Below are 20,203 nucleotides of genomic sequence, written 5' to 3' on the forward strand. Positions count from 1 at the left end.
TTGTTCGGAAAGATCACTTGGTCAGCACGAAGCCCTTGAGCTTCGAGAAGGCCGCTTCGATCAGTGCTTTTTGCTGGTCCTGATGCAGGTGTGAATAACCCACCGCAGGCGATGCGGACGCTGCGCGACCTGCATAACCGAGCTTTTGACCTTCGAGCATGTTCTCGTGGATGTTGTGCTGGATGAAGAACCAGGCACCCTGGTTCTGTGGCTCGTCCTGGCACCACACGATGTCGGTCGCGTTGGGGTACTTCTTGATCTCGGCCGCAAACGCCTTGTGCGGGAACGGATAGAGCTGTTCCACGCGGATGATGGCGGTGTCGTCAGCGCCCTTGGCTTCGCGGTGCTTGACCAGGTCGTAATAGACCTTGCCCGAGCAGGCAATCACGCGCTTGACCTTGTCGGCCTTGATGTCCTTGGTTTCGCCAATGACGGTCTGGAAACTGCCTTTGGTGAATTCGGACACTGGCGATGTGGCGTCCTTGTTGCGCAACAGCGACTTGGGCGTGAAGATGACCAGCGGCTTGCGCAGGTCACGCACCATCTGGCGACGCAGCACATGGAAGATCTGGCTGGCCGTGGTCGGCTGCACGATCTGCATGTTGGTGTCTGCAGCCAGCTGCATGAAACGCTCTACGCGGGCCGAGCTGTGCTCGGGGCCCTGGCCTTCGTAGCCGTGCGGCAGCATCAAGGTCAAACCGTTCACACGGCCCCACTTGACTTCACCCGAGGCAATGAACTGGTCAATCACGACCTGTGCGCCGTTGGCGAAATCGCCGAACTGGGCTTCCCAGATCACCAAGGTGCTGGGGTCGTTCGAGGCGTAGCCGTATTCAAAGCCGAGCACAGCTTCTTCGGACAGGATCGAGTCGATGACGACGAATGGCGCCTGCTTGTCAGAAACGTTTTGCAGGGCGACGTAAGTGCCGGTGTCCCACTTCTCACGCTTTTGATCATGGATCACGGCGTGGCGGTGTGTGAAGGTGCCACGGCCGCAGTCTTCGCCCGACAGGCGCACGGGGTAGCCACTGGCCACCAAGGATGCGAAAGCCATGTGCTCACCCATGCCCCAATCCACAGGCGTGTCGCCACGGCCCATGGCTGCGCGGTCGTCATAGACCTTCTTGACCAGCTGGTGCGGTGTGACCGACTCGGGGATGGTTGTGATTTTCTCGGCCAGACGCTTCCAGTCGGCCAGGGGGATCGAGGTGTCACCGGCATCGGTCCACTTCTTGCCCATATAAGGCGCCCAGTCCACGGTGAACTTGGTCTTGAAGTTGGTCAGGACAGGTTCGGTCGTGTTCTTGCCAGCGTCCAATGCCGCGCGGTAGGCCTTGGCCATGTCGTCGCCAATGGTCTCGCCCAAACCTTGGGCAGACAGCTTGTCTGCAAACAACTTGCGGGTGCCGGGGTGGGTCGCGATCTTTTTGTACATTAGCGGCTGGGTCAAGGCAGGGGTGTCCTGCTCGTTGTGGCCCAGTTTACGGAAGCACACCACGTCCAGCACGACGTCTTTCTGGAACGTCATGCGGTATTCGAGGGCCAACTGCGTGGCCAACACCACGGTCTCTGGATCGTCCGCGTTGACGTGCAACACAGGCGCTTCGACCATCTTGACGATGTCGGTGCAGAACACGCTGGAGCGCATGTCGCGTGGGTCAGAGGTGGTGAAACCGATCTGGTTGTTGATGATGATGTGGACCGTGCCGCCTGTGGAATAACCACGGGTCTGGGCCAACGCCAGGGTTTCCTGGTTCACGCCCTGGCCACCAAAGGCCGAGTCACCGTGCACCAGCACGGGCAGCACTTGCTTGCCCAACGGGTCATCACGGCGGTCCATGCGGGCACGCACCGAGCCTTCCACCACAGGGTTCACGATTTCCAGGTGCGAGGGGTTGAAAGCCAGCGACAGGTGAACGGGGCCACCCGCGGTGTTCACGTCCGAGCTGAAGCCTTGGTGGTATTTCACGTCACCGGCAGGCAGCTCCTCGGGGGCGGTGTGGTCGAACTCGGCAAACAGGTCCGCAGGCAGCTTGCCCATGGTGTTCACCAGCACGTTCAGACGGCCACGGTGGGCCATGCCGATCACGACTTCCTGCACGCCTTGCGCGCCAGCGGACTGGATCAACTCGTCCATCGCCGCGATGAAGCTTTCGCCACCTTCCAGCGAGAAACGCTTTTGGCCGACGTATTTGGTGTGCAAGTAGCGCTCCAGGCCTTCGGCTGCGGTCAGGCGGTCGAGGATCTGCTTTTTCTTTTCAGCGCCGAAGTTGGGCTTGCTGCGGATGCTTTCGAGTTTTTGTTGCCACCAGCGCTTTTCAGCCTGCTCGGTGGTGTACATGTACTCGGCACCCAGCGTGCCGCAATAGGTCTCGCGCAGTGCATTGAGCAGCTCGCGCAAGGACATGTTGTTCTTGCCGAAAAACGTGTTGCTGGTGTCGAACACGGTTTCCTGGTCGGCGTCAGAGAAGCCGTAGAAAGCGGGGTCGAGGTCAGGAATATTGGGGCGCTCGGTGCGCTTGAGCGGGTCGAGGTCGGCCCAGCGTTGGCCGACGTTGCGGTAAGCGGCGATCAGCTGCTGCACAGAAGTGCGCTTGCGGCCCATCTCGACGTTTTCGCTCGCCATGACCACTTTGGTGCCACCGGCTTTGGCGCGTTCGGCGAAAGCATTGATGACAGGCTGGTGCGGCACGTCTTTGGCGTTGGAGCCGTCCACTGCAGGAACGTGCTGGAGGGCATCGAAGTATTCGCGCCACGAATCGGGCACGCTGCCGGGATTGGCCAAATAGTTTTCATACATCTCTTCAACATAGGGCGTGTTGCCCCCGAAGAGATGGGTGTTGCCTGAATAGGCAGAGTAGACGGAATTTGTCTCGCTCATGTTTCGCTGACCTCCGTTTCCCTCGGGGAAACATTAGTTGGTTGAGATTTACCTTCCGCGACACGGCTGAACCGGTTGGCGGATGCGACTGTGGCATGGGAAGGGCCTGAGTAACTCGCGCATTGTGCCATGGCTTGTCCGATGTCTAACTTACAGGTGCCAGAAGTCCGGATGAAAAAAGACCCCGCCAAAGGCGAGGTCCAGGGTCATCAGCCTTTGATCAGATCAACGATCTGCTGCAAGGCAGCAGGATCGTCCATCGTGGTCAGGTCGCCAGGGTCACGCCCTTCGGCCACCGCCTGAATCGCGCGGCGCAACAATTTGCCGCTGCGCGTCTTGGGCAAAGCCGTGACAAACAGCACCCGCGAAGGCCGGGCCACCGCGCCCAGCTGCGAGTCAACCACCTTCATGACTTCGCCTTCAAGCTTCAGGCGCGCTGCCGCGTCAGTCAGGCCCGTGGTGTCCTTGGCAATGGCAAATGCCATCGCCACCTGCCCTTTGAGCTGGTCGGCCACGCCCACCACCGCCACTTCGGCCACATTGGGGTGGCTGGAGATGCTTTCCTCGATCTCGCGGGTGCCGAGGCGGTGACCGGCCACGTTGATCACGTCGTCGGTGCGGCCCAGAATGAAGTAATAGCCGTCTTCGTCGCGCACCGCCCAGTCAAAGGTGCTGTAGACCAGCTTGTTCGGCACCGTCTTCCAGTAGGTCTTGACGAAACGCTCGTCGTCGCCCCAGATGGTTTGCAGGTTGCCAGGTGGCAGTGGACCTTCAATGGTCAACACGCCTTTCTGGTTGGCACCGGTCAGTTCTTCGCCCGTCTGGTCATCGACCAGTTTGACGTTGTAGCCGTAAATGGCTTTGCCGGGCGAACCGAACTTGCTGGGCGCTTTTTCCACGCCGTTGCAGATCGTCAGGATCGGCCAGCCGGTTTCGGTCTGCCAGTAGTTGTCAATGATCGGCTTGCCGTTCAGGCCTTCGGAAATCCACTTGGCGGTCGGCTCGTCGAGCGGCTCACCGGCCAGGAACAGGGCCTGCAGGCTCGACAGGTCGTATTTGGAGAGCAGCGCAGGGTCTTGTTTTTTGAGCACACGGATGGCCGTGGGCGCGCTGAACATGACGTTGACCTTGTATTTCTCGACCAGGCTCCACCAGATACCGCCGTCAGGGCGGATCGGCAGACCTTCGTACATGATGGTGGCCATGCCGCCGATCAGCGGGCCGTAGATGATGTAACTGTGACCCACGACCCAGCCGATGTCGCTGGTGCAGAAAAATGTGCCGCCAGGCTTGCCCTGAAAAATGTGCGGCATGCTGGCCGCCAAAGCCACGGTGTAGCCGCCCGTGTCGCGTTGCACGCCTTTGGGTTTGCCGGTGGTGCCCGAGGTGTAGAGCGTGTAGCTCGAATGGGTGGACTCCACCCACTCGCAAGGCACCACGGTATGAATGTGTTTGGCGCGCTCGGTGGCGTAATCCACATCGCGACCCGCGACGGGCGTGAAAGCCACCAGCTGGCGGTCCACCATGATCACGTTGGCAGGCTTGTGAGCCGACAAGTTAATGGCTTCGTCTAGCAAAGGCTTGTAAGGCACACCCTTGCCGCCACGCGAACCGGCGTCGGCGCTGATGATGACTTTGGGCGAAGCGTCTTCGATGCGGGTGGCCAGCGAGTGCGAGGCGAAACCGCCAAACACCACCGAGTGAATGGCACCCAGACGGGCGCAGGCCAGCATGGCGAACGCGGCTTCGGCGATCATGGGCATGTAAATCAGCACGCGGTCACCTTTGACCACGCCCAGGTCTTTCAGGATGGCGGCCATGCGCTGCACTTCGGCATGCAGGTCACGGAAGGTGTAGGTTTTTTCCTGATCGGTCTCGGTCGAGACAAAGATCAGCGCAGGCTGGTCAGCCCGCTCGGCCAGGTGGCGGTCTACCGCGTTGTGGCACAGGTTGGTTTGACCGCCCACGAACCACTTGGCAAAGGGCGGGTTGCTGTAGTCGCAGATTTGCTGCGGCTGGACTTTCCAGTCCACCAGCTTGGCCTGCTCGGCCCAGAAGGCGTCGCGGTCGTTGATTGAACGTGCGTGAAAGTCAGCAAAGCTGCCCATGAAAGTCTCCTGAATGCCTGCAAAAATGAACTTTTGGAGGGTGTGTCAGGCCTCTGACGGCCACCCTTCTGAATTCATAATTATGGGCAAGGGACTTGCAACAAGCTGACTTTATGCCGCGCAAGTCTTGGCGCACGACGGACCCCTGTTCAAGACCTCATCCATGCGCTCAAAGATCACTTGAACAGGCTTTGCAGCAGCTTGAAATCCGGGTGTTCAGCGGTGCGAATCCACTCAAAAGCCACCATCTCGGCCGTCACCAACTCGGCCCCTGCCCCGGCCAGACGGTCGTAAGCGGCATCGCGGTTGCGTTCGGTGCGCGAACTGCAGGCATCGGTGACCACCCAAACCTCGAACTCGTCTTCGAGCAAATCCAAGGCGGTCTGCATCAGGCAAATGTGCGCTTCACAACCGGCCAGCACGATGGTTTTGCGCTCTTCGGCGCCCGCCTGGGGCTTTTGCAGGTGGCGCGGCAGGCTTCGGGCATTGCCACGCGGAGCTTGAACCGGCTCGGGCTGCAGCCATTCGCCCAAGCCCTCTTCCACCGCGCTGAACTGCATCTTGGCCAGCACTTTGCGGCAGTGGCTGCGGATCTCGGGGGGCATTTCACCCAAGCGCGATGGGTTTTGCTCAGTGCCCCAGGTGGGCACGTCCAGGGCTTGGGCCAAAGTGGCCAGCTTGGCCGCATTGGCCCAGACCGCGTCGGCGTCCAGCATCACCGGCTTCAAACGGGCCTGAAAATCCACCAGCACCAATTGGCTTTCATCTGCATCCATCAACATAAACGTTCCCTCTGTAATGGCCGTGATTGTCGCAGGAGGCCAGTCGGGCATCCGTTATGCTCGAAGAAACCGAACCCCACAAAAAATGAAAACACAAATTGACCACCTCGTGGTGATGGCCTCTACGCTGGACGCGGGCGTGCAATGGTGCGAGGAAACGCTGGGCATCACACCCGGCCCAGGCGGCGAACACGAAAAATACGGCACCCACAACCGCCTGTTCAAAATCGCGTCGCCCAAATTTCCTTTGGCCTATTTTGAAATCATCGCCATCAACCCGGCGGCGGTGATTCCCAAACGCTCACAAGTGCCGCGCTGGTTCGACATGGACAACAAGGCCTTGCAAAAGGCGGTGTCCGAGCAACCCAGGCTGATCCACTTTGTGGCCAGCACCGAAGACGTCAAGGCCGCCCGGCATGTGCTGCGCACCCAAGGCATCGAACGTGGGCAGGTGGTGCATGCCAGCCGCAAGTCCGGCAAAGGCACGCTCAACTGGCAAATCACCGTGCGCGAAGACGGTGAGCGGCTGTTTGACGGCACCCTGCCCACCCTGATCCAATGGGGCAAGCCCGATGCGACCGAGCCGCTGCGCCTGCACCCGCGCAACAGCTTGCCCCGCTCGGGCGTGACCTTGCAAAGCCTGAGCGTCAGCCACCCCAGTGGCGTCAAGCTGCAAACCGCTTACACGTCGATTGGGCTGGAAGACATCACCGTGGACACCAGCCCCGCCAATTTGGTGGCCACCCTGCAAACGCCCAAAGGCTTGGTGACCCTGCAAAGCCTGGGGCTCTGAGCCCGATTCATGGCACCAAATCCTGGTGCAAAATGGCCTTGCGATGACACCAGACTCGGCTATGCACCGTACTGCACAACGCGGTCATCGTGCTAACGGCTCCTTCGGGAGCCGTTTTCTATGGCCTTGGCGTTTGTTGAATCAAGTGGCCTTGTCGTCTTCGGGCAAGGTGGCCAGCAAGGCCATGCCCGCTGCCATGACCGCCGCCGTCAGCCACAAAGCCCCCTTGAATGTACCGGTGGCCTGCGCCATGGCACCGGCCACCACCGGGGCAATCACCTGCGCCGCCCCATAGCTCAAAGTGAGACGGGCCATGGCCTTGCCCGGGTTGTGTGGGGCGCGCCGCCCCACCAGCGCCAGCGTCATGCTGACGATGCCGATGAAGGTGGCCCCATAACCGATGGCACCGCCCAGCGCCGCTGCCAGTGAGCCCGACATGGCGGGCAAGATGACCGACGCGGTTTGCAAGCCAAACGCCAGCAGCAAGGCCCGGGTGTCACCCCAGCGCCGGGCCACCTTGTCCCACAAAAACACCGCAGGCATGGCCGCCAGGCCCACCAGCGCCCAGGCCAATGCGCCCTGCCCGGCCAAGGCCGGTTCGCGCTCCACAATCGCGACCGTGAAGGTGGCGCTGATCACAAAACCCCAACCCGCCGCAAAGTAGCTGCCCGCCATGGTCAGCATCCACCGGCGCGACACCTTGGGGCTGGCCTCTGCACTGCCCAGGGCAGCCGGTGCAGGCGGCACTGGCGGACGCCACAACCAAGCGGGCACAAAGAACACCAGTCCGATGGCTGCCATGGCCAGCCATTGGTGCGACCACAAAGCCCAAATCTGCGACACGCCCCAGACCCCCACTGCAGACACCACAATGCCCAGCCCCAGCCCGATGAAATGCACGCCCAGTTCGGGCCTGCGCCCCTGACGCATCAGCCAGCCGAGCACCAGTCCGGCCCCCAGCAACATGCCCGTGGCACCGCACAAGCCGCCCAGATAACGCCACAGCGCCCAAGCGGGCATCCAGGTGGACAGCGCCATGCCCGCCACCGTGAGCAGCGACAGCCACAAGCCCATGCTGTAGAGCCGGTGCCGCCAGCGCACATCGTCGATCCACGCCGCTGCCAGCGCCCCCGAGATGTAGCCCGCGTAATTGATCGCAGCCAACGCCCCGGCGCTGGCGTCGTTCAGCCCGGTTTGCAGTTGCAAGGCGGGCAGCAAGGGCGTGTAGGCAAAGCGCGCCAGCCCGATGGTCAGCACCAGCCCAAAAATGCCGCCGATGATGACTTGCCAAGGCTGCAGCGAAGGGTGTGTGGAGGAATCTTTCATGTCAGGCGCAAGTATCCACCCAATGCCCCACGCCAAGGCAGACCGAAACGACAGCGGCTGACACCTTGGCAACACATCGGGCAAGACACCGGTGAATCACGGGCAAATCACGGGCAACAGCCCCCGGCGTCGCAGACATGACAAGCACAGGGGCAGTGCAAAGGGTTTTCACCATGCCTGCAATCGGCCATGCCGCCTAAAGTGAAATGCCAAGGAGGAACCTTCATGCGTCCACGTTTTGCCCCCATCCGCTTGCTGAACTCACCCACCTCAAGGGCCATGGCTTCGCCGCTTCGGCGCAGTTTGGGGCTTTTGCTTTTGGGCTTAGGGGCATTGGTCGCCACAGGGGCCAACGCCCAAAGCTTTCCGACCAAACCCTTGCGTTTGGTGGTCACCTTTCCGTCGGGCGGTGCGCCCGACATCCTGGCCAGGCTGTTCAGTGAAAAGGCCCAACTCGGCTTTCCCATCGTGGTGGACAACAAGCCCGGAGCAGGCGGCAACATCGGTGCCGACATCGTGGCCAAGTCGCCAGGCGACGGTCACACCATCGTCATGGGCACGGTCGGCACCCACTCGATCAACGGGGCGCTGTACGAAAAAATGCCTTACGACATGGTGAAGAACTTTTCACCCATTTCACTGATTGCGTCGGCCCCCAACTTGCTTGTGGTCAACAACGACCTGCCCGTCAAAACCGTGCCCGAACTCATCGCCTACATGAAGGCCAATCCCAACAAGCTGTCATTCGGCTCCCCCGGCATCGGCACCTCGGTGCACGTGTCGGGCGAGTTGTTCAAATCGCTCACCGGCACCAGCATGACGCACGTGCCCTACAAAGGCCGGCAATACGCCATCCCCGACCTGATCGGCGGCAGCATCCAGCTCATGTTTGACAACATGCCTTCGGCTTTGCCCATGGCCAAGGAAGGCAAGATCCGCGCACTGGCCCAAACCACCGCCACCCGCTCGCCCGCCGCACCGGATGTGCCGACCGTGGCCGAATTTGTGCCCGGTTTTGAGGCCACCACCTGGTTTGCCCTGTTTGCCCCGGCCAATGTGCCGCGCCCTGTCATCGACAAACTCCACGCCGAAGTGGTGCGTGTGTTCAAGCTGCCCGAAGTGCAGGACAAGCTGAAAACCCTGGGCCTTGACCCGGTGCTGTCCAGCCCCGACGAGCTGGCACGCTACCAGGCAAGCGAGATCACCAAGTGGGCCAAAGCGGTGAAAGACTCGGGCGCTAAGGCGCAGTAAAGCGCAGTGAAGCCCAACTGTGTGCTGAAAGGCGTGATCAAAGGCGTTTTAAAAGGCGTGCACAACGCCTGAGTGGTTCAGCGTCGGGTGCCGGGTTTGGCAAAGTCGGCGTCAACCCAGGCTTGGGCCGTCTGGCGGTTGAGTTTGAAGCCGGCATCCACCCGGACTTCGGCCAATTCGTCGCCGCCATCGTCTTGCGCGCTCAGCACCGCATAAGGGTTGTCGTCATCGGGCACGATGCGCAACAGCACGGTGACGCGGCTGTCCTGGCCGTTCACGGTCACGCTCTGGTTCAGTTGGGCGTGCAGTTGCTGCTCGCTGCGGCGCACAAACTCGCTGGCGGTTTTCACCAGCGTGATGAAGGCCGTGCCGTCCAGCGGCTTGGGGTTCTTCTTGTCGCGGCCCATGGTCCAGGGGCCGATCAGCGCTGGCTCGGATTCACCGTCCTTGTACATGGCCACCGCCCAGCCGTCGTCATCGTCATTCTTGATGACCTTAGCAGTCCATTGCTCGTTTTGCCAAAGGCGGGGTTCCTGAACCAGGGGCGTGTCTTGTGTGTCGTCGGTCATTGTGAAACAGCAAAAAAGTTATGGCGATCATGCCTCAAGGCCGCAAGTGCAAGGCCAGCAACAGCACTTGGCTGACGCCCTGCTCGCGCAAAAGTGCTGCCGCCACGGTGGCCGTCCAGCGCGTTCGCACGTCGGTGGCCACCAGCAGCACCGGCCCGTTGGGCATGGCGGCGTCGCTCGTCCAGCGAATGACCGACTCCAGATGCGCCACAACGGGGGTGGAGGCGGCATCCTGAGGCGCGGGTCCGCCCGTCCAGCTGAAACCATCGAGCAGCATCAGCCGTCCCTTTTGCGCGATGTGCTCGGCCATGCGCCGGTTGGACGCCATGTCGGGTGCAGGCAAGGGCACCACACACACCGGACGGGCGGGCCAGCGTTTGGCCCAGCGCCCCAGCGTGGCCACCGCACCCGCCAGCCACTCGGCAGGCACCTCACCGGGCGCGGCGGTGCGCAAAGCCTGCAGCTCGGCCATCCAGCCCGGATCGTCGGCAAACGAAACGGCCCGGCCGGCATCAAAGCCCTGGATGCCGCCTTTGCGCCCCACCCCGCCCGGCCAGCGCTTGCGCGGCTCGATGTCCACGTCCATGCCGCGCAAAAAGTCGCGGGCGGCGATCAGTTTGTCTTGCGAGGGCGCAAGCCCCGGAAACGGCAAATGCCCGGTGCACACCGAGCAGCGCCCGCAAGGCGCGGGCGATGGGTCGTCCAAAGCGGTCTGCAAATAGGCCATCAGGCAACCCTGACCATGCGCGTACTGGCGCATGATGCCCGCCTCTTGCTGGCGCACTTGGGCCAGCGCCGTCCACTTGGCAGTGTCGTGCACATAGGGCACGCCCGTGGCGCGCCAGGCCGAACCGTCTTTGTCCACCACGCCCTCGACGGCCAAAATTTTGAGCAAAGCCTCCAGCCGCCCCCGGCGCACGCCCGTGTCGGCTTCCAGCTCGATCAGGCTGTGCCCATCACCGGCCAGGCTGTGCAAGACCTTGGCCGCTGTTTGCGGGTCGGGAATCGACGCGGTGGCGAAATAATCCCAAATGCGTTCATCAGCGTCTGACGGCAGCAACACCCCTTCGGCATGCGCAACAGCGCGCCCTGCCCGGCCGACTTGCTGGTAATAGGCCACCGGGGTGGACGGCGAGCCGACATGCACGCAAAAACCCAAATCGGGCTTGTCGTAACCCATGCCCAGCGCCGAGGTGGCCACCACCGCCTTGACCTGGTTGTGGCGCAGGCGGTCCTCCACTTTCTGCCGGGTGTCCGCATCGGTCTGGCCGCTGTAGGCCTCAACCGCATGGCCGAATGTGCGCAAAAACGCGGCAAGCCGCTCGGCTTCGGCCACCGTCAACACATAAATGATGCCCGAGCCGGGCAGCTGCTCTAGCGCGTCGGCAATCCAGGCGTAACGCTGCAAGGGCGACAAACCGGGCACCACCGACAGCGTGAGCGAGGTGCGGGCCAAAGTGCCGCGGAAGGTGACCGTGCCCGCGCCCAATTGAGCGCCAATGTCGTGCGTGACCCGCTCGTTGGCCGTGGCCGTGGTGGCCAGCACGCTGGCCGTGGGCGTTGACAGGAGCGCCCGCGCCAGCCGCTGGTAGTCGGGCCGGAAGTCAAAACCCCAATCGCTGATGCAATGCGCCTCGTCGATCACGATCAGGCCCACCCGGGCCAGCAAAGCGCCCAGCCGGGCCGCAAAGCGCGGGTTGCCCAATCGCTCGGGCGAAACCAGCAGCACGTCGATGGCGTCCGCATCGAGCCGCTGGAACACAGCGTCCCAGTCGTCGATGTTGGTGGAATTGACCGTGGCCGCCTTCAGCCCCGCCCGCTCGGCCGCGCTCACCTGGTCGCGCATCAGCGCCAGCAAGGGCGACACCACCAGCGTAGGCCCCGCGCCCGTGCTGCGGATGGCGTGGGTGGCCGCCCAATACACCGCCGACTTGCCCCAGCCCGTGGCCTGCACCACCAGCACCCGCGAGGCCGGTTGCAGCACGGCGTGCACCGCGTCCACTTGGTCAGAACGCGGCTGCGCCCCTGGCCCGGCCAGACGGGCCAGGATGGTGTGCATGTGCTGTTCTGCGAATTCGCGGGATATTTGGTCGGCTTTGGTCATGTTGGCGCTCCCCTGACGCCTTGGATGGCGTTTGTAATGAAGTCCATTTTGCGGCCAAAGCTTCATCCCTCAGCCGAAATTGCATGGTCTTTTGCCAACGGGCACCCAACGGCACACCAGACATCAGACGCATCAATGCCACGACATCCCAGCTTTGGCAGAGATGGACTCGTGAACCGTCATTTTGAGCAAATCATTTCAATTATTTTCAATTTTTTCGACAAATTCCAATGAGAAATCCCCAATTAGGGATATGCAACCAAATCATTCTTCTTGAAAATTGAAATGCAAATTCAATGATGATTTTGATATTTAGAGCATTGAAATGAGCAAAAAAACCAGATCCCAAAGGACCAACAAAACAATATTCATAGGTTTTAGATGCGCAAAAGTGCGTCAAAGCCCATGACCGGTAATGAATATCAGATGAGATCACCTGCCACCATGCTTTCTGCAACAGACACTCCAGAACCTCAAATCTCTGAATTTTTGACCAGCTCCCAAGCCGCAAAACGTTTGGGTTTGTCCATGGCCACCATTCAAAAACTGGTCGACAACAACATCCTGCAAGCCTGGAAAACCTTTGGTGGGCACCGTCGCATTTCACTGGCCTCGGTTTTGAACTACCAGACATCGAACACATCCAGCCAGCAAACCAGCGCACCGAGCAACAGGCCCTACCAAGTGTCGATGGTGATTGAATCGCCTGAACTGATCAAACGCCTGACCAAAGACGCCACACAATGGCAACTGCCCCTGAAAGTGTCATTTTTTGAGTCGCTGACCGAAGCCCTGCTGGAGTTGCTGAACCAAAAGCACGACTTGCTGATCATGCAAATGAGCTCCCCGCGCAAGCAGCAGGAAAAGATTCTGGAAATCTTGCAAAAATTCATGGGCTCACGCCACACACTGGCCCACACCTTGATCTTGACGCCCGAAACAGACTTGCTTCCCCCCTCCAAGCCGGGAGACAGCGCGGGCGGCATTCAAGTGGTGAACAACGATTTGTCCTCCTTGTGGCTGTCGGCTTATCTGGCCGGTTTTGTGGCCCAGCGCCGCAACTGAGCGCCAAGGCCTCAACCGGAGGGGCCATGCGCCCCAACCAGCGCCCTCGTATTTAGGGCAAAAGCCTCATGCGGTGCTGCACAGCTTGGGGCTGCTGTTGCAAACCCACATACCCGCCTTGTGCCCACCGCACAGCCATGCTTCGGCTGCGTGGGTCAAACGCATGGCCTGACTGGCCGGTCTGGTAAATGAACACAGACTGATCGGGTTGCGCCAAGTCGTACACCGCACGCATGGATGCGGCATGCCGGTTGGCAAAAGGCGCTTGTTTGTCATTGGCCCAGTACTGCCCCACGTTGACGGTGAACAAATCGCCAGCACTTTCCACGCGCACATCAAACAACGCATTCAGATAAGGCACTTTGCCAAAAGGCTTGTGGCTGCTGATGGCCGGGTGCCAAGCGCCCCAGCGCCAGGCCTTCACATCGCGCCCTTGACTGGCGGAGATGCGATCAAGTGCCCTGTCCAGCGCCGCAGCCACCTGCACCGAACACCCGGATGTGCCACACCAGAACGCATCGGACCGGTCCAGAATGCCTTCTACGGCAGCCCTGAAATGGCGCTTGCCATACAGGGACTGAAAGCGCTCAGCCCCCAAATGCGGGACCAACAAGCCCCGCGTCAGCTCATCGGCCCAGACGTTCAATACCAGCGCAGCCGCGCTGTCGGTGCGCATCTGGCCATCAAATTCAGCCACCAGCTTCAAGGCAGCGGGTGCCAAAGGGTGCGATGACGGCTGACTGGACAGATGCTTGCCCAATTGGGTTTGCAAGGCCTTGGCCCCCAAGGACAGCACATCGTTCTGGATGGCCTGCATGGATTCACGGTTGTGCTTGGGCGTGGCGGCCAACAACTGCTCGATGCGCTGAAAACGCTCGGGCGTGGTCCAGTCGCCTCCCACAAAGTGGGCATAGCCTGGCGGCAGGATGTTCTGGTTCGCGGTCGCGTGCCAGCCTTTCTTTTCAATTTGGGCGCCATCCACGGCCGGGTTTTGTGCATAAGGCAACCAGCCCGTCCAGTCGTACTGGGCCAGCCAGCCCGGAGACGGCGCCACACCGCGAATGTCGTTTTGGGCGGTACGCATGGGCACCTTGCCAACGGCCTTGTAAGCCACTTCACCCAAGGTGTCGGCCATCACCACGCTTTGCATGGGCGCATGGTGCTCGGCAAAGGCCTGCTGCAACTGCGGCACGGTTTGCGCCCAATTGGCCTGCATGCCCGCATCGATGGTTTTGTTGTCAGGCGTGAGGGCCGACCAGCGCAGGCTGACGGCATAACGGTTCGTGTCGATCACGCCTTGGTATTGCGGCTGCACATCACTGATAACCGGGCCATGACGGGTGCTACGCACCTTGAGTGCCACATCGGCTTGGCCTTTGACGCGGATGGTTTCGCTGCGTTCGGCAAAAGCGGCCCAGCCCTCTGGCGTGCGGTATTGGCCAGGTTTGGCCGCATCCATTTGCTCCAGATACAAATCCTGCACATCCGGGCCGGTGTTGGTAAAACCCCAGGCGACGCCCGATGTGCGCCCCAGCACCACAAAAGGCAAACCGGGCAAGGTGGCACCGATCACATCCAGCGCCGGGTGTTTTTGCCCCCCGGGCAACTCACCCGCTGGGGCTTTCAAGTGGGCGTAGTACCAGATGGCCGGGGAACTCAAGGCCAAATGCGGGTCGTTGGCCAGCAAGGGCTTGCCCGAAAACGTGTGGCTGCCGGGCACCACCCAGTTGTTGCTGCCCTTGCCTTCCAGAATGCCCATGTCACGCACCCAGTCGGCAGACCATTGGGCCAAAGGTGTGTTGGCGGCAGGCAAAGTGGCCGCCTTGGCCGCATCGGGGGCATAAACGCCCAAGCCACGGTACAAAGCCGGCAAGTCCACCGCTGTGGCGGGCTTTTCGCCGGGGTAAGCGGGCAGCAATTGCCACAGTTGCGCGTTGTTCAGCACTTGGCCAGCGGACAAACGGGCAAACTCCTGCCCCCAATTGCCGCCCAGATCCAGCGCCATCATCAAGGCCCAGCCCACGCTGTCTTCGGGCGTCCACGCTTGGCCATTTTTGCCACCGGCTTGGGTGCCCAGCAGCTTGAACTCGGGCGACGGGCGCACCGCACCGCTTTGCCAAGCCGTCTGAATGCCCTCGCTGTAAGCCTGCAGCGCAGCTTGGCTCGCAGGCGACAAACCCTTGAGTTGCTGCTGCGCCATGCCAATGATGCCCAGGGTGCGCATCAGTTTGTCGGTGTCCAGCGTGGCTGTGCCCAAAATCTCGGACAACTCGCCACGCATCACACGGCGGTTGAACTCCATCTGCCAGCCCCGCTCTTGCGCATGCACAAAGCCCATGGCGCGCCATGCATCCAAGGCGCTGCTGGCGTTGATGTGGGTCACATCAGCCCCATCGCGGGTGATTTGAACCGGGCCGGACAAACCTTTGAGTTGAACCTCACCGTCAAGCTGGGGCAAGCCGCGCAACAGGTGCACGCTGACCACGCCACCCGTGGTCAAGACAGCCACCACGCACAGCAATGCCAATCGTCCAAACCATTTCATGTGTCTCTCCAGTTTTTACTGTTATTCGTCACTGTCGTTTAGGGCACCTATGCGGAGATAAAGCCACCCGACCTGCAACACAGCCCGCAGGTCGGCATCTTCTAGGTCCGACATTGAACGGGCTTAAATGTGGCCCCAAACCATCAGCGCGTCACGCCCTTCGGTGACAAGGTCCACCTTGGCCCCAACGGGCAGCAGCACCTTGGTCTCCACGTGACCAAACGGCAGGCCGGTGAGCACGGGCGCCTTGATCTGGCTGCGCAGCCGATCCACCACCGTGGCCAGCTTGAAGCCTTTGTCGTGCGCAGGCACCAGTTTGTAGTTGGTAAATTGCCCGATCAGTACCGCTTTTTGCTGGGCCAGCACGCCTGCATGCAAAAGCTGCGTGAGCATGCGCTCAATGCGATAAGGGTGCTCGCCCACATCTTCCAGGAAAAGCACGCCGCCCTTGACCTGCGGAAAATACGGCGTGCCCAACAGCGAGGTCAGCACCGCCAGGTTGCCGCCCCACAGCGGCGCGTCTTTCACCAGCACGCGGCGCTCGGCCTCCGCCTTGGGCAATTGCCAGCCCGTGCCCTCGCCTTGCTCCAGCAGCAGGTCGTCAAAACAAGCCTGCATGATGTCGTCGGGCTCTTGCTCTGGCCCAAAGTCTTCGCCCAGCGCCGGGCCCTGCCAGCTGATTCGGCCAGTCTTGGCAAACACCGCCTGGTTGAACGCTGTGAAATCGCTCAGGCCCACAAAATGCGTGCCGTTGTCGATCGCTTTGGCGATCTGTTTGTAGGGCAAGCCGGGCAGGATGCGCGTAAGGCCGTAGCCGCCGCGCGAGATCAGCGCCACATCGGCACCGCTGGCCGCGGCACGGCCAATGGCGGCAATGCGCGTGGCATCGTCACCCGCAAAACGCATGTGGCTGGCCAGCGCCGCCTCGTCAACTTCGACCTCATGCCCTTGGGCTTGCAAGCGCTTGAGGCCCCGGCGGAAAGCAGCTTTGTCACGGACCGCGCTGGAGGGTGAAAAAATGTAAATGTGGGCCATGCCGAACTTCCTGTAACAACACGCAAGTGTCGCACGCCAAACGCGCTGTTTTGGCTGCACCAGACATTCGGCCGCAGGGGCGGCCTCCCACAAACACCCTGCACGTCCTGGCAGACAAGTGCGCTTATCCCTGTGGGAGATGGTATGGATGCCTCCCTCCTTCGGGAAGGGGCAGTGGATTGGGGCAGATGACGGCAACCAGATGGGGTGGACCCTCTGGCGGATACGGCATCAAAGTGCCCAAATCGTGATAGACCAGAGTCTTCACTAACACCGCAGAGGATCCGACATGAATCGTAATACAGGTATGTACGCAGGCCAAGTCATTGGCTGGATGGGTGGACTCCAAGTCGTGGGCATGGACATCGCCAAAAGCGTGTTCCAGCTGCACACGGTGGACATGCACACGGGCGAACTGCAGGACAAGCGTCTGTCGCGCGACAAGGTGCTGGCGTTCTTCAGCAACCGCCAGCCCTGTGTGGTGGCCATGGAGGCATGCGGCGGGGCCCACCACTGGGGGCGCAAGCTCCAGCAAATGGGGCACCAAGTCAGGCTAGTGCACGCCAAAGCGGTGCGCCCCTTTGTGCTGGGCAACAAGACCGATGTGACGGACGCCCGGGCGATCTGGCTGGCGGCGCAGCAATCGGGCATGCGCTTTGTGGCCGTCAAGACCACCGAACAGCAAGCCACGCTGGTGCTGCACCGCCAGCGCCAGTTGCTGGTGAAGATGCGCACGATGGAGCTCAACGCGCTGCGGGGCATGCTCTACGAGTTCGGGGCGGTGTTTCCCAAGAGACGTGATGCGTTGCTGGGGGAGGTGCAGCAGGCGCTGGACAAGTTGCACGATGTGCTGCCCCAAGCGGTGCGAGACAGCCTGAGCGAGCAAGTCCAGCGCATCCGCTGCTGCAGCGAGGCCATTGCGGCCACGGAAATCCGCCTGAAGCAACAACTGGCTGCAGACGAGCAAATGCAGCGGTTGGTAAGTATCCCCGGGGTGGGGTTGCTGACCGCGACGGCGGCCATTGCCACGATGGGCCAGGCCAGCCAGTTCAAGTCGGGGCGGGAGTTTTGCGCCTGGCTGGGGTTGGTGCCAAGGCAAGAGGGCACGGGAGGCAAGGTGCGACTGCTGGGCATCAGCAAACGGGGAGACAGTTACCTGCGCACGCTGCTGGTGCACGGGGCGCGTTCGCTGGTGTGCCGAGGCAAGACACCCAGTGCGTGGCAAAGCGAATTGCTAGAGCGCAGGCACAAGAACGTGGTGATCGTGGCGCAGGCGGCCAAGACGGCGCGGATCATTTGGGCGGTGACGGCCAAAGGACAGGCGTACCAAGGGGGGCATCAAAGCAGCAGGCCAGAGCAAAAGCAGGCTGAACAGGAGAGTGCGATGGCGCAGAGCTGAGAACCTGAAGCCTAAAAATCGAAGCAAACAAAGCGATACAGCCTTGAAAGGCTGACGGGCAGCAAAGCAAGATCATGTGAAACAGGTCAGACCGGGGCAGGCCAAACCTGAGAGGCTCGCGGGACGAGAAAAGTCCGGGTGGGAGATTAAGGCGCTTGCCAGCGGATATCCATGAGGGCCACGGACGAATGTTCGAAACAAGGCCGAATATAAGGATGCAGCCGACTTCTTTACAGAAATCATGCAAAGGTGCTTGTCAACCGGGAGGCATCCATATAAGCGAGCCCCCGCTCGCGAATGCCTGAATCACCCCCTACACCTGTTGATCAGCACCGCCACCAGCAACCCAACGTGACAACGCCCGTGCCCCCGCTCGGTAGCCCTTGTCTGGATAAGGCGCATCACACCAGCCCTTTGGCAAAACTGCAGGGTCTTGGGCAGGCAGCAAGGTGTAACGCGAAGGCTGCAAAGCCAGCAACGCCATCAACAAGGGCTGAATGCACTTTGGCCCCACCAGTTGAACTTGCTTTAACCCCAGGCGGTCACACAAGGCATGCAAGGCAAGTGCGTGCGTTTGAATCTGGTGAAAACTCTCTTTTTTGGGCTTGTCGCTGCGGCCAAACCCGAACAAGTCGGGCACGATGTGCCGTAACTCCTGCTGGCCTAATGCAGCACTCGCCGCCATCACCGCATCCCGCCAAGCCAATGACCAACTGTCCGGGCCATGCAAGCACAGCACCGCATCGGTGGCGTCGGGCGGCCCCACATCTGCGCAGTGCAGACGCAAACCCACCACACCGGGCAAATCGGTCAAGCACCAAGTGCGGCCCGGCCATGCGGGGGCACCCTCGAAAGCCGCATCGGGTGTGCGCAGCGCGTCTTCGCGCACCGGGTCGGCATTCACACGGCGGGGTTTGAAAAAATCCTTCAGCAACTGACCGCATTCATCGGCCAGCACGCCACCCAAGACCAGCGTCTGGTGGTTCAGCTGCGTGTGCCCAAACAGGTTGAGCACCGAGCCCGCCACGCCCGTGCGCGGGTCGACCGCGCCAAACACCACACGGTCCACCCGGGCGTGCAGCATAGCCCCGCTGCACATGGCGCAGGGCTCCAGCGTCACATACAGGGTGCAGCCGTCGAGCCGGTAATTGCCCAACAACCGGGCCGCTTCACGCAGCGCCACCACCTCGGCATGTGCTGTCGGGTCATGGCTGGCGATCGGGGCATTGCGGCCAGTGGCCACAACTTGACCGTCCTTGACCACCACGGCCCCCACCGGCACCTCGCCTGCAGCTGCCGCAGCGCGGGCCTGCTCCAGCGCGAGGCCCATCCAGTATTCGTCGCGGTTGTCGCTTGTGGTGCTCACACCAGCCCCAGCTTCTTCATCCAAGCGGCCAAGGCCTGTTCCTGCGCATGGCCAGCGGCATAGGCCGTGTGCATGGCCGCATGGACTTCGGGTCGGTGCTGGTTGAGTTTGACGGCGCATTGCAAATCGATGATCTGCATCTCAAACGCAACGATGCCGTTCAGCATGGCCCCGGTGTAACTCTCGGGCAAGTCGCGCCACTGCTGCGCATAAGACGGCTCATGGTCGGCAATCAGGCACTTGAGCAAACGATCCCGGTCTTCATGCGGGTCGATGATGCGCGTTTGCACCTTGGCCTGCACCGCCAAATAAGACCAGGTCGGCACGCGCTGCTTGTCGGCATACACGCCAGGCGACATGTAGGCCTGCGGCCCCATAAAGCTCACCAAGGCCTGCGGCTGCGTGGCCAGCAACTGCGCATGCGGGTTCGCACGAGCGCAGTGCCCGAGTAAGACACCATGCTCGGTCGAAGCGGCCTCGCCCCAGAGCGATGCAGCTTGCCAGTGCATCGGGATGTGGCTGAGCACCGGAAACCCGTCGGTGCCCACCGACACAATGGACGCCAAAGGGTGCTCGCGCATGATGCGCTGTGCGATGGCGGGGTCGGTGTTGTGGAATTGTTTGGGCAGGTACATATCAGAATGAATGTACCAAAACAAAGGCACCCGAAGGTGCCTTGTTGGTCATTCCCACTCAATAATTACCTTGTAAATTGTTGTTTATTTTCAACAACTTACAAGCGTGATTTTTCTGTGTGTAACTTTTGTGCAACTTCATGTTTTATTGTTTTCTCATAGTTACGGGACGCATTTGGCACGTGAGCATTGTACGTGAACTAAATGTTACACGTTGTGCAATTTTTGATCATGGCAAAACAGAGTGCACTTAAATCAAAACCCAAACTAAAACACTGCACGAATTTCGCACGCCTAATTTGACGCAGCTAGACAAGACTAGGCAACGTAACTACGTTGCCAGC

At 61.0% G+C, this 20,203-nt stretch carries 14 protein-coding genes; 4 read left to right on the top strand and 10 right to left on the bottom strand.

What is annotated here, in order from left to right; genetic code table 11:
• Window positions 1-13 precede the first annotated feature (13 nt).
• The 3 genes from ACZ5VE_RS07820 to ACZ5VE_RS07830 form a co-directional block, all read right to left on the bottom strand.
• Window positions 14-2,881: a 2-oxoglutarate dehydrogenase E1 component gene (locus tag ACZ5VE_RS07820; protein ID WP_464454647.1), complete on the bottom strand. Its 2,868-nt coding sequence runs from the start codon at window positions 2,879-2,881 to the stop codon at window positions 14-16.
• A gap of 209 nt (window positions 2,882-3,090) precedes the next feature.
• Window positions 3,091-4,989, bottom strand: a complete 1,899-nt coding sequence (locus tag ACZ5VE_RS07825; RefSeq protein WP_464454648.1) for a propionate--CoA ligase — start codon at window positions 4,987-4,989, stop codon at window positions 3,091-3,093.
• 176 nt (window positions 4,990-5,165) lie between these two features.
• The gene (locus ACZ5VE_RS07830) at window positions 5,166-5,771 is read right to left on the bottom strand and encodes an isochorismatase family protein (RefSeq protein ID WP_464454649.1); all 606 of its coding nucleotides are present in this window, start codon (window positions 5,769-5,771) and stop codon (window positions 5,166-5,168) included.
• Window positions 5,772-5,856: 85 nt separating this feature from the next.
• Here ACZ5VE_RS07830 and ACZ5VE_RS07835 point away from each other — a divergent pair, with 85 nt between their 5' ends.
• Complete coding sequence (locus tag ACZ5VE_RS07835) at window positions 5,857-6,564, top strand: VOC family protein (protein ID WP_464454650.1); 708 nt, start codon at window positions 5,857-5,859, stop codon at window positions 6,562-6,564.
• A 141-nt stretch (window positions 6,565-6,705) separates the two neighbouring features.
• Here the strand turns inward: ACZ5VE_RS07835 and ACZ5VE_RS07840 are convergent, their stop codons facing one another.
• Entirely contained in the window at window positions 6,706-7,890 is a 1,185-nt protein-coding gene (locus ACZ5VE_RS07840; protein ID WP_464454651.1) for a YbfB/YjiJ family MFS transporter, read from the bottom strand.
• Between the two features lie 279 nt (window positions 7,891-8,169).
• On the opposite strand from ACZ5VE_RS07840, the gene ACZ5VE_RS07845 reads away from it, so the two are divergent.
• Window positions 8,170-9,141: a Bug family tripartite tricarboxylate transporter substrate binding protein gene (locus ACZ5VE_RS07845; protein ID WP_464457458.1), complete on the top strand. Its 972-nt coding sequence runs from the start codon at window positions 8,170-8,172 to the stop codon at window positions 9,139-9,141.
• Between the two features lie 77 nt (window positions 9,142-9,218).
• Here the strand turns inward: ACZ5VE_RS07845 and ACZ5VE_RS07850 are convergent, their stop codons facing one another.
• Both ACZ5VE_RS07850 and ACZ5VE_RS07855 read right to left on the bottom strand, forming a co-directional pair.
• A complete protein-coding gene (locus ACZ5VE_RS07850) occupies window positions 9,219-9,710 on the bottom strand; it encodes a hypothetical protein (protein ID WP_464454652.1) in 492 nt (163 codons plus the stop codon).
• Between the two features lie 34 nt (window positions 9,711-9,744).
• A complete protein-coding gene (locus ACZ5VE_RS07855) occupies window positions 9,745-11,814 on the bottom strand; it encodes a RecQ family ATP-dependent DNA helicase (RefSeq protein ID WP_464454653.1) in 2,070 nt (689 codons plus the stop codon).
• A gap of 489 nt (window positions 11,815-12,303) precedes the next feature.
• Between ACZ5VE_RS07855 and ACZ5VE_RS07860 the strand changes: the two genes are divergently transcribed.
• Window positions 12,304-12,879 (top strand): excisionase family DNA-binding protein, encoded by a 576-nt coding sequence (locus ACZ5VE_RS07860; RefSeq protein WP_464454654.1) that lies wholly within the window; start codon window positions 12,304-12,306, stop codon window positions 12,877-12,879.
• A gap of 52 nt (window positions 12,880-12,931) precedes the next feature.
• Here the strand turns inward: ACZ5VE_RS07860 and ACZ5VE_RS07865 are convergent, their stop codons facing one another.
• Window positions 12,932-15,424 carry a penicillin acylase family protein gene (locus ACZ5VE_RS07865; protein WP_464454655.1) on the bottom strand — a complete coding sequence of 831 codons (2,493 nt, stop codon included), beginning with the start codon at window positions 15,422-15,424 and terminating at the stop codon, window positions 12,932-12,934.
• A gap of 123 nt (window positions 15,425-15,547) precedes the next feature.
• Window positions 15,548-16,459 carry an LD-carboxypeptidase gene (locus tag ACZ5VE_RS07870; RefSeq protein ID WP_464454656.1) on the bottom strand — a complete coding sequence of 304 codons (912 nt, stop codon included), beginning with the start codon at window positions 16,457-16,459 and terminating at the stop codon, window positions 15,548-15,550.
• A 334-nt stretch (window positions 16,460-16,793) separates the two neighbouring features.
• On the opposite strand from ACZ5VE_RS07870, the gene ACZ5VE_RS07875 reads away from it, so the two are divergent.
• Window positions 16,794-17,858: an IS110 family RNA-guided transposase gene (locus tag ACZ5VE_RS07875; RefSeq protein WP_464457420.1), complete on the top strand. Its 1,065-nt coding sequence runs from the start codon at window positions 16,794-16,796 to the stop codon at window positions 17,856-17,858.
• Window positions 17,859-18,171: 313 nt separating this feature from the next.
• Here the strand turns inward: ACZ5VE_RS07875 and tadA are convergent, their stop codons facing one another.
• The gene (tadA, locus tag ACZ5VE_RS07880; RefSeq protein WP_464454657.1) at window positions 18,172-19,224 is read right to left on the bottom strand and encodes a tRNA adenosine(34) deaminase TadA; all 1,053 of its coding nucleotides are present in this window, start codon (window positions 19,222-19,224) and stop codon (window positions 18,172-18,174) included.
• Window positions 19,221-19,859 (bottom strand): FMN-binding negative transcriptional regulator, encoded by a 639-nt coding sequence (locus ACZ5VE_RS07885; protein WP_464454658.1) that lies wholly within the window; start codon window positions 19,857-19,859, stop codon window positions 19,221-19,223. Before ACZ5VE_RS07885 ends, tadA begins: the two co-directional genes overlap by 4 nt.
• Window positions 19,860-20,203: the final 344 nt, after the last annotated feature.

Source organism: Limnohabitans sp. INBF003 (assembly GCF_055396645.1).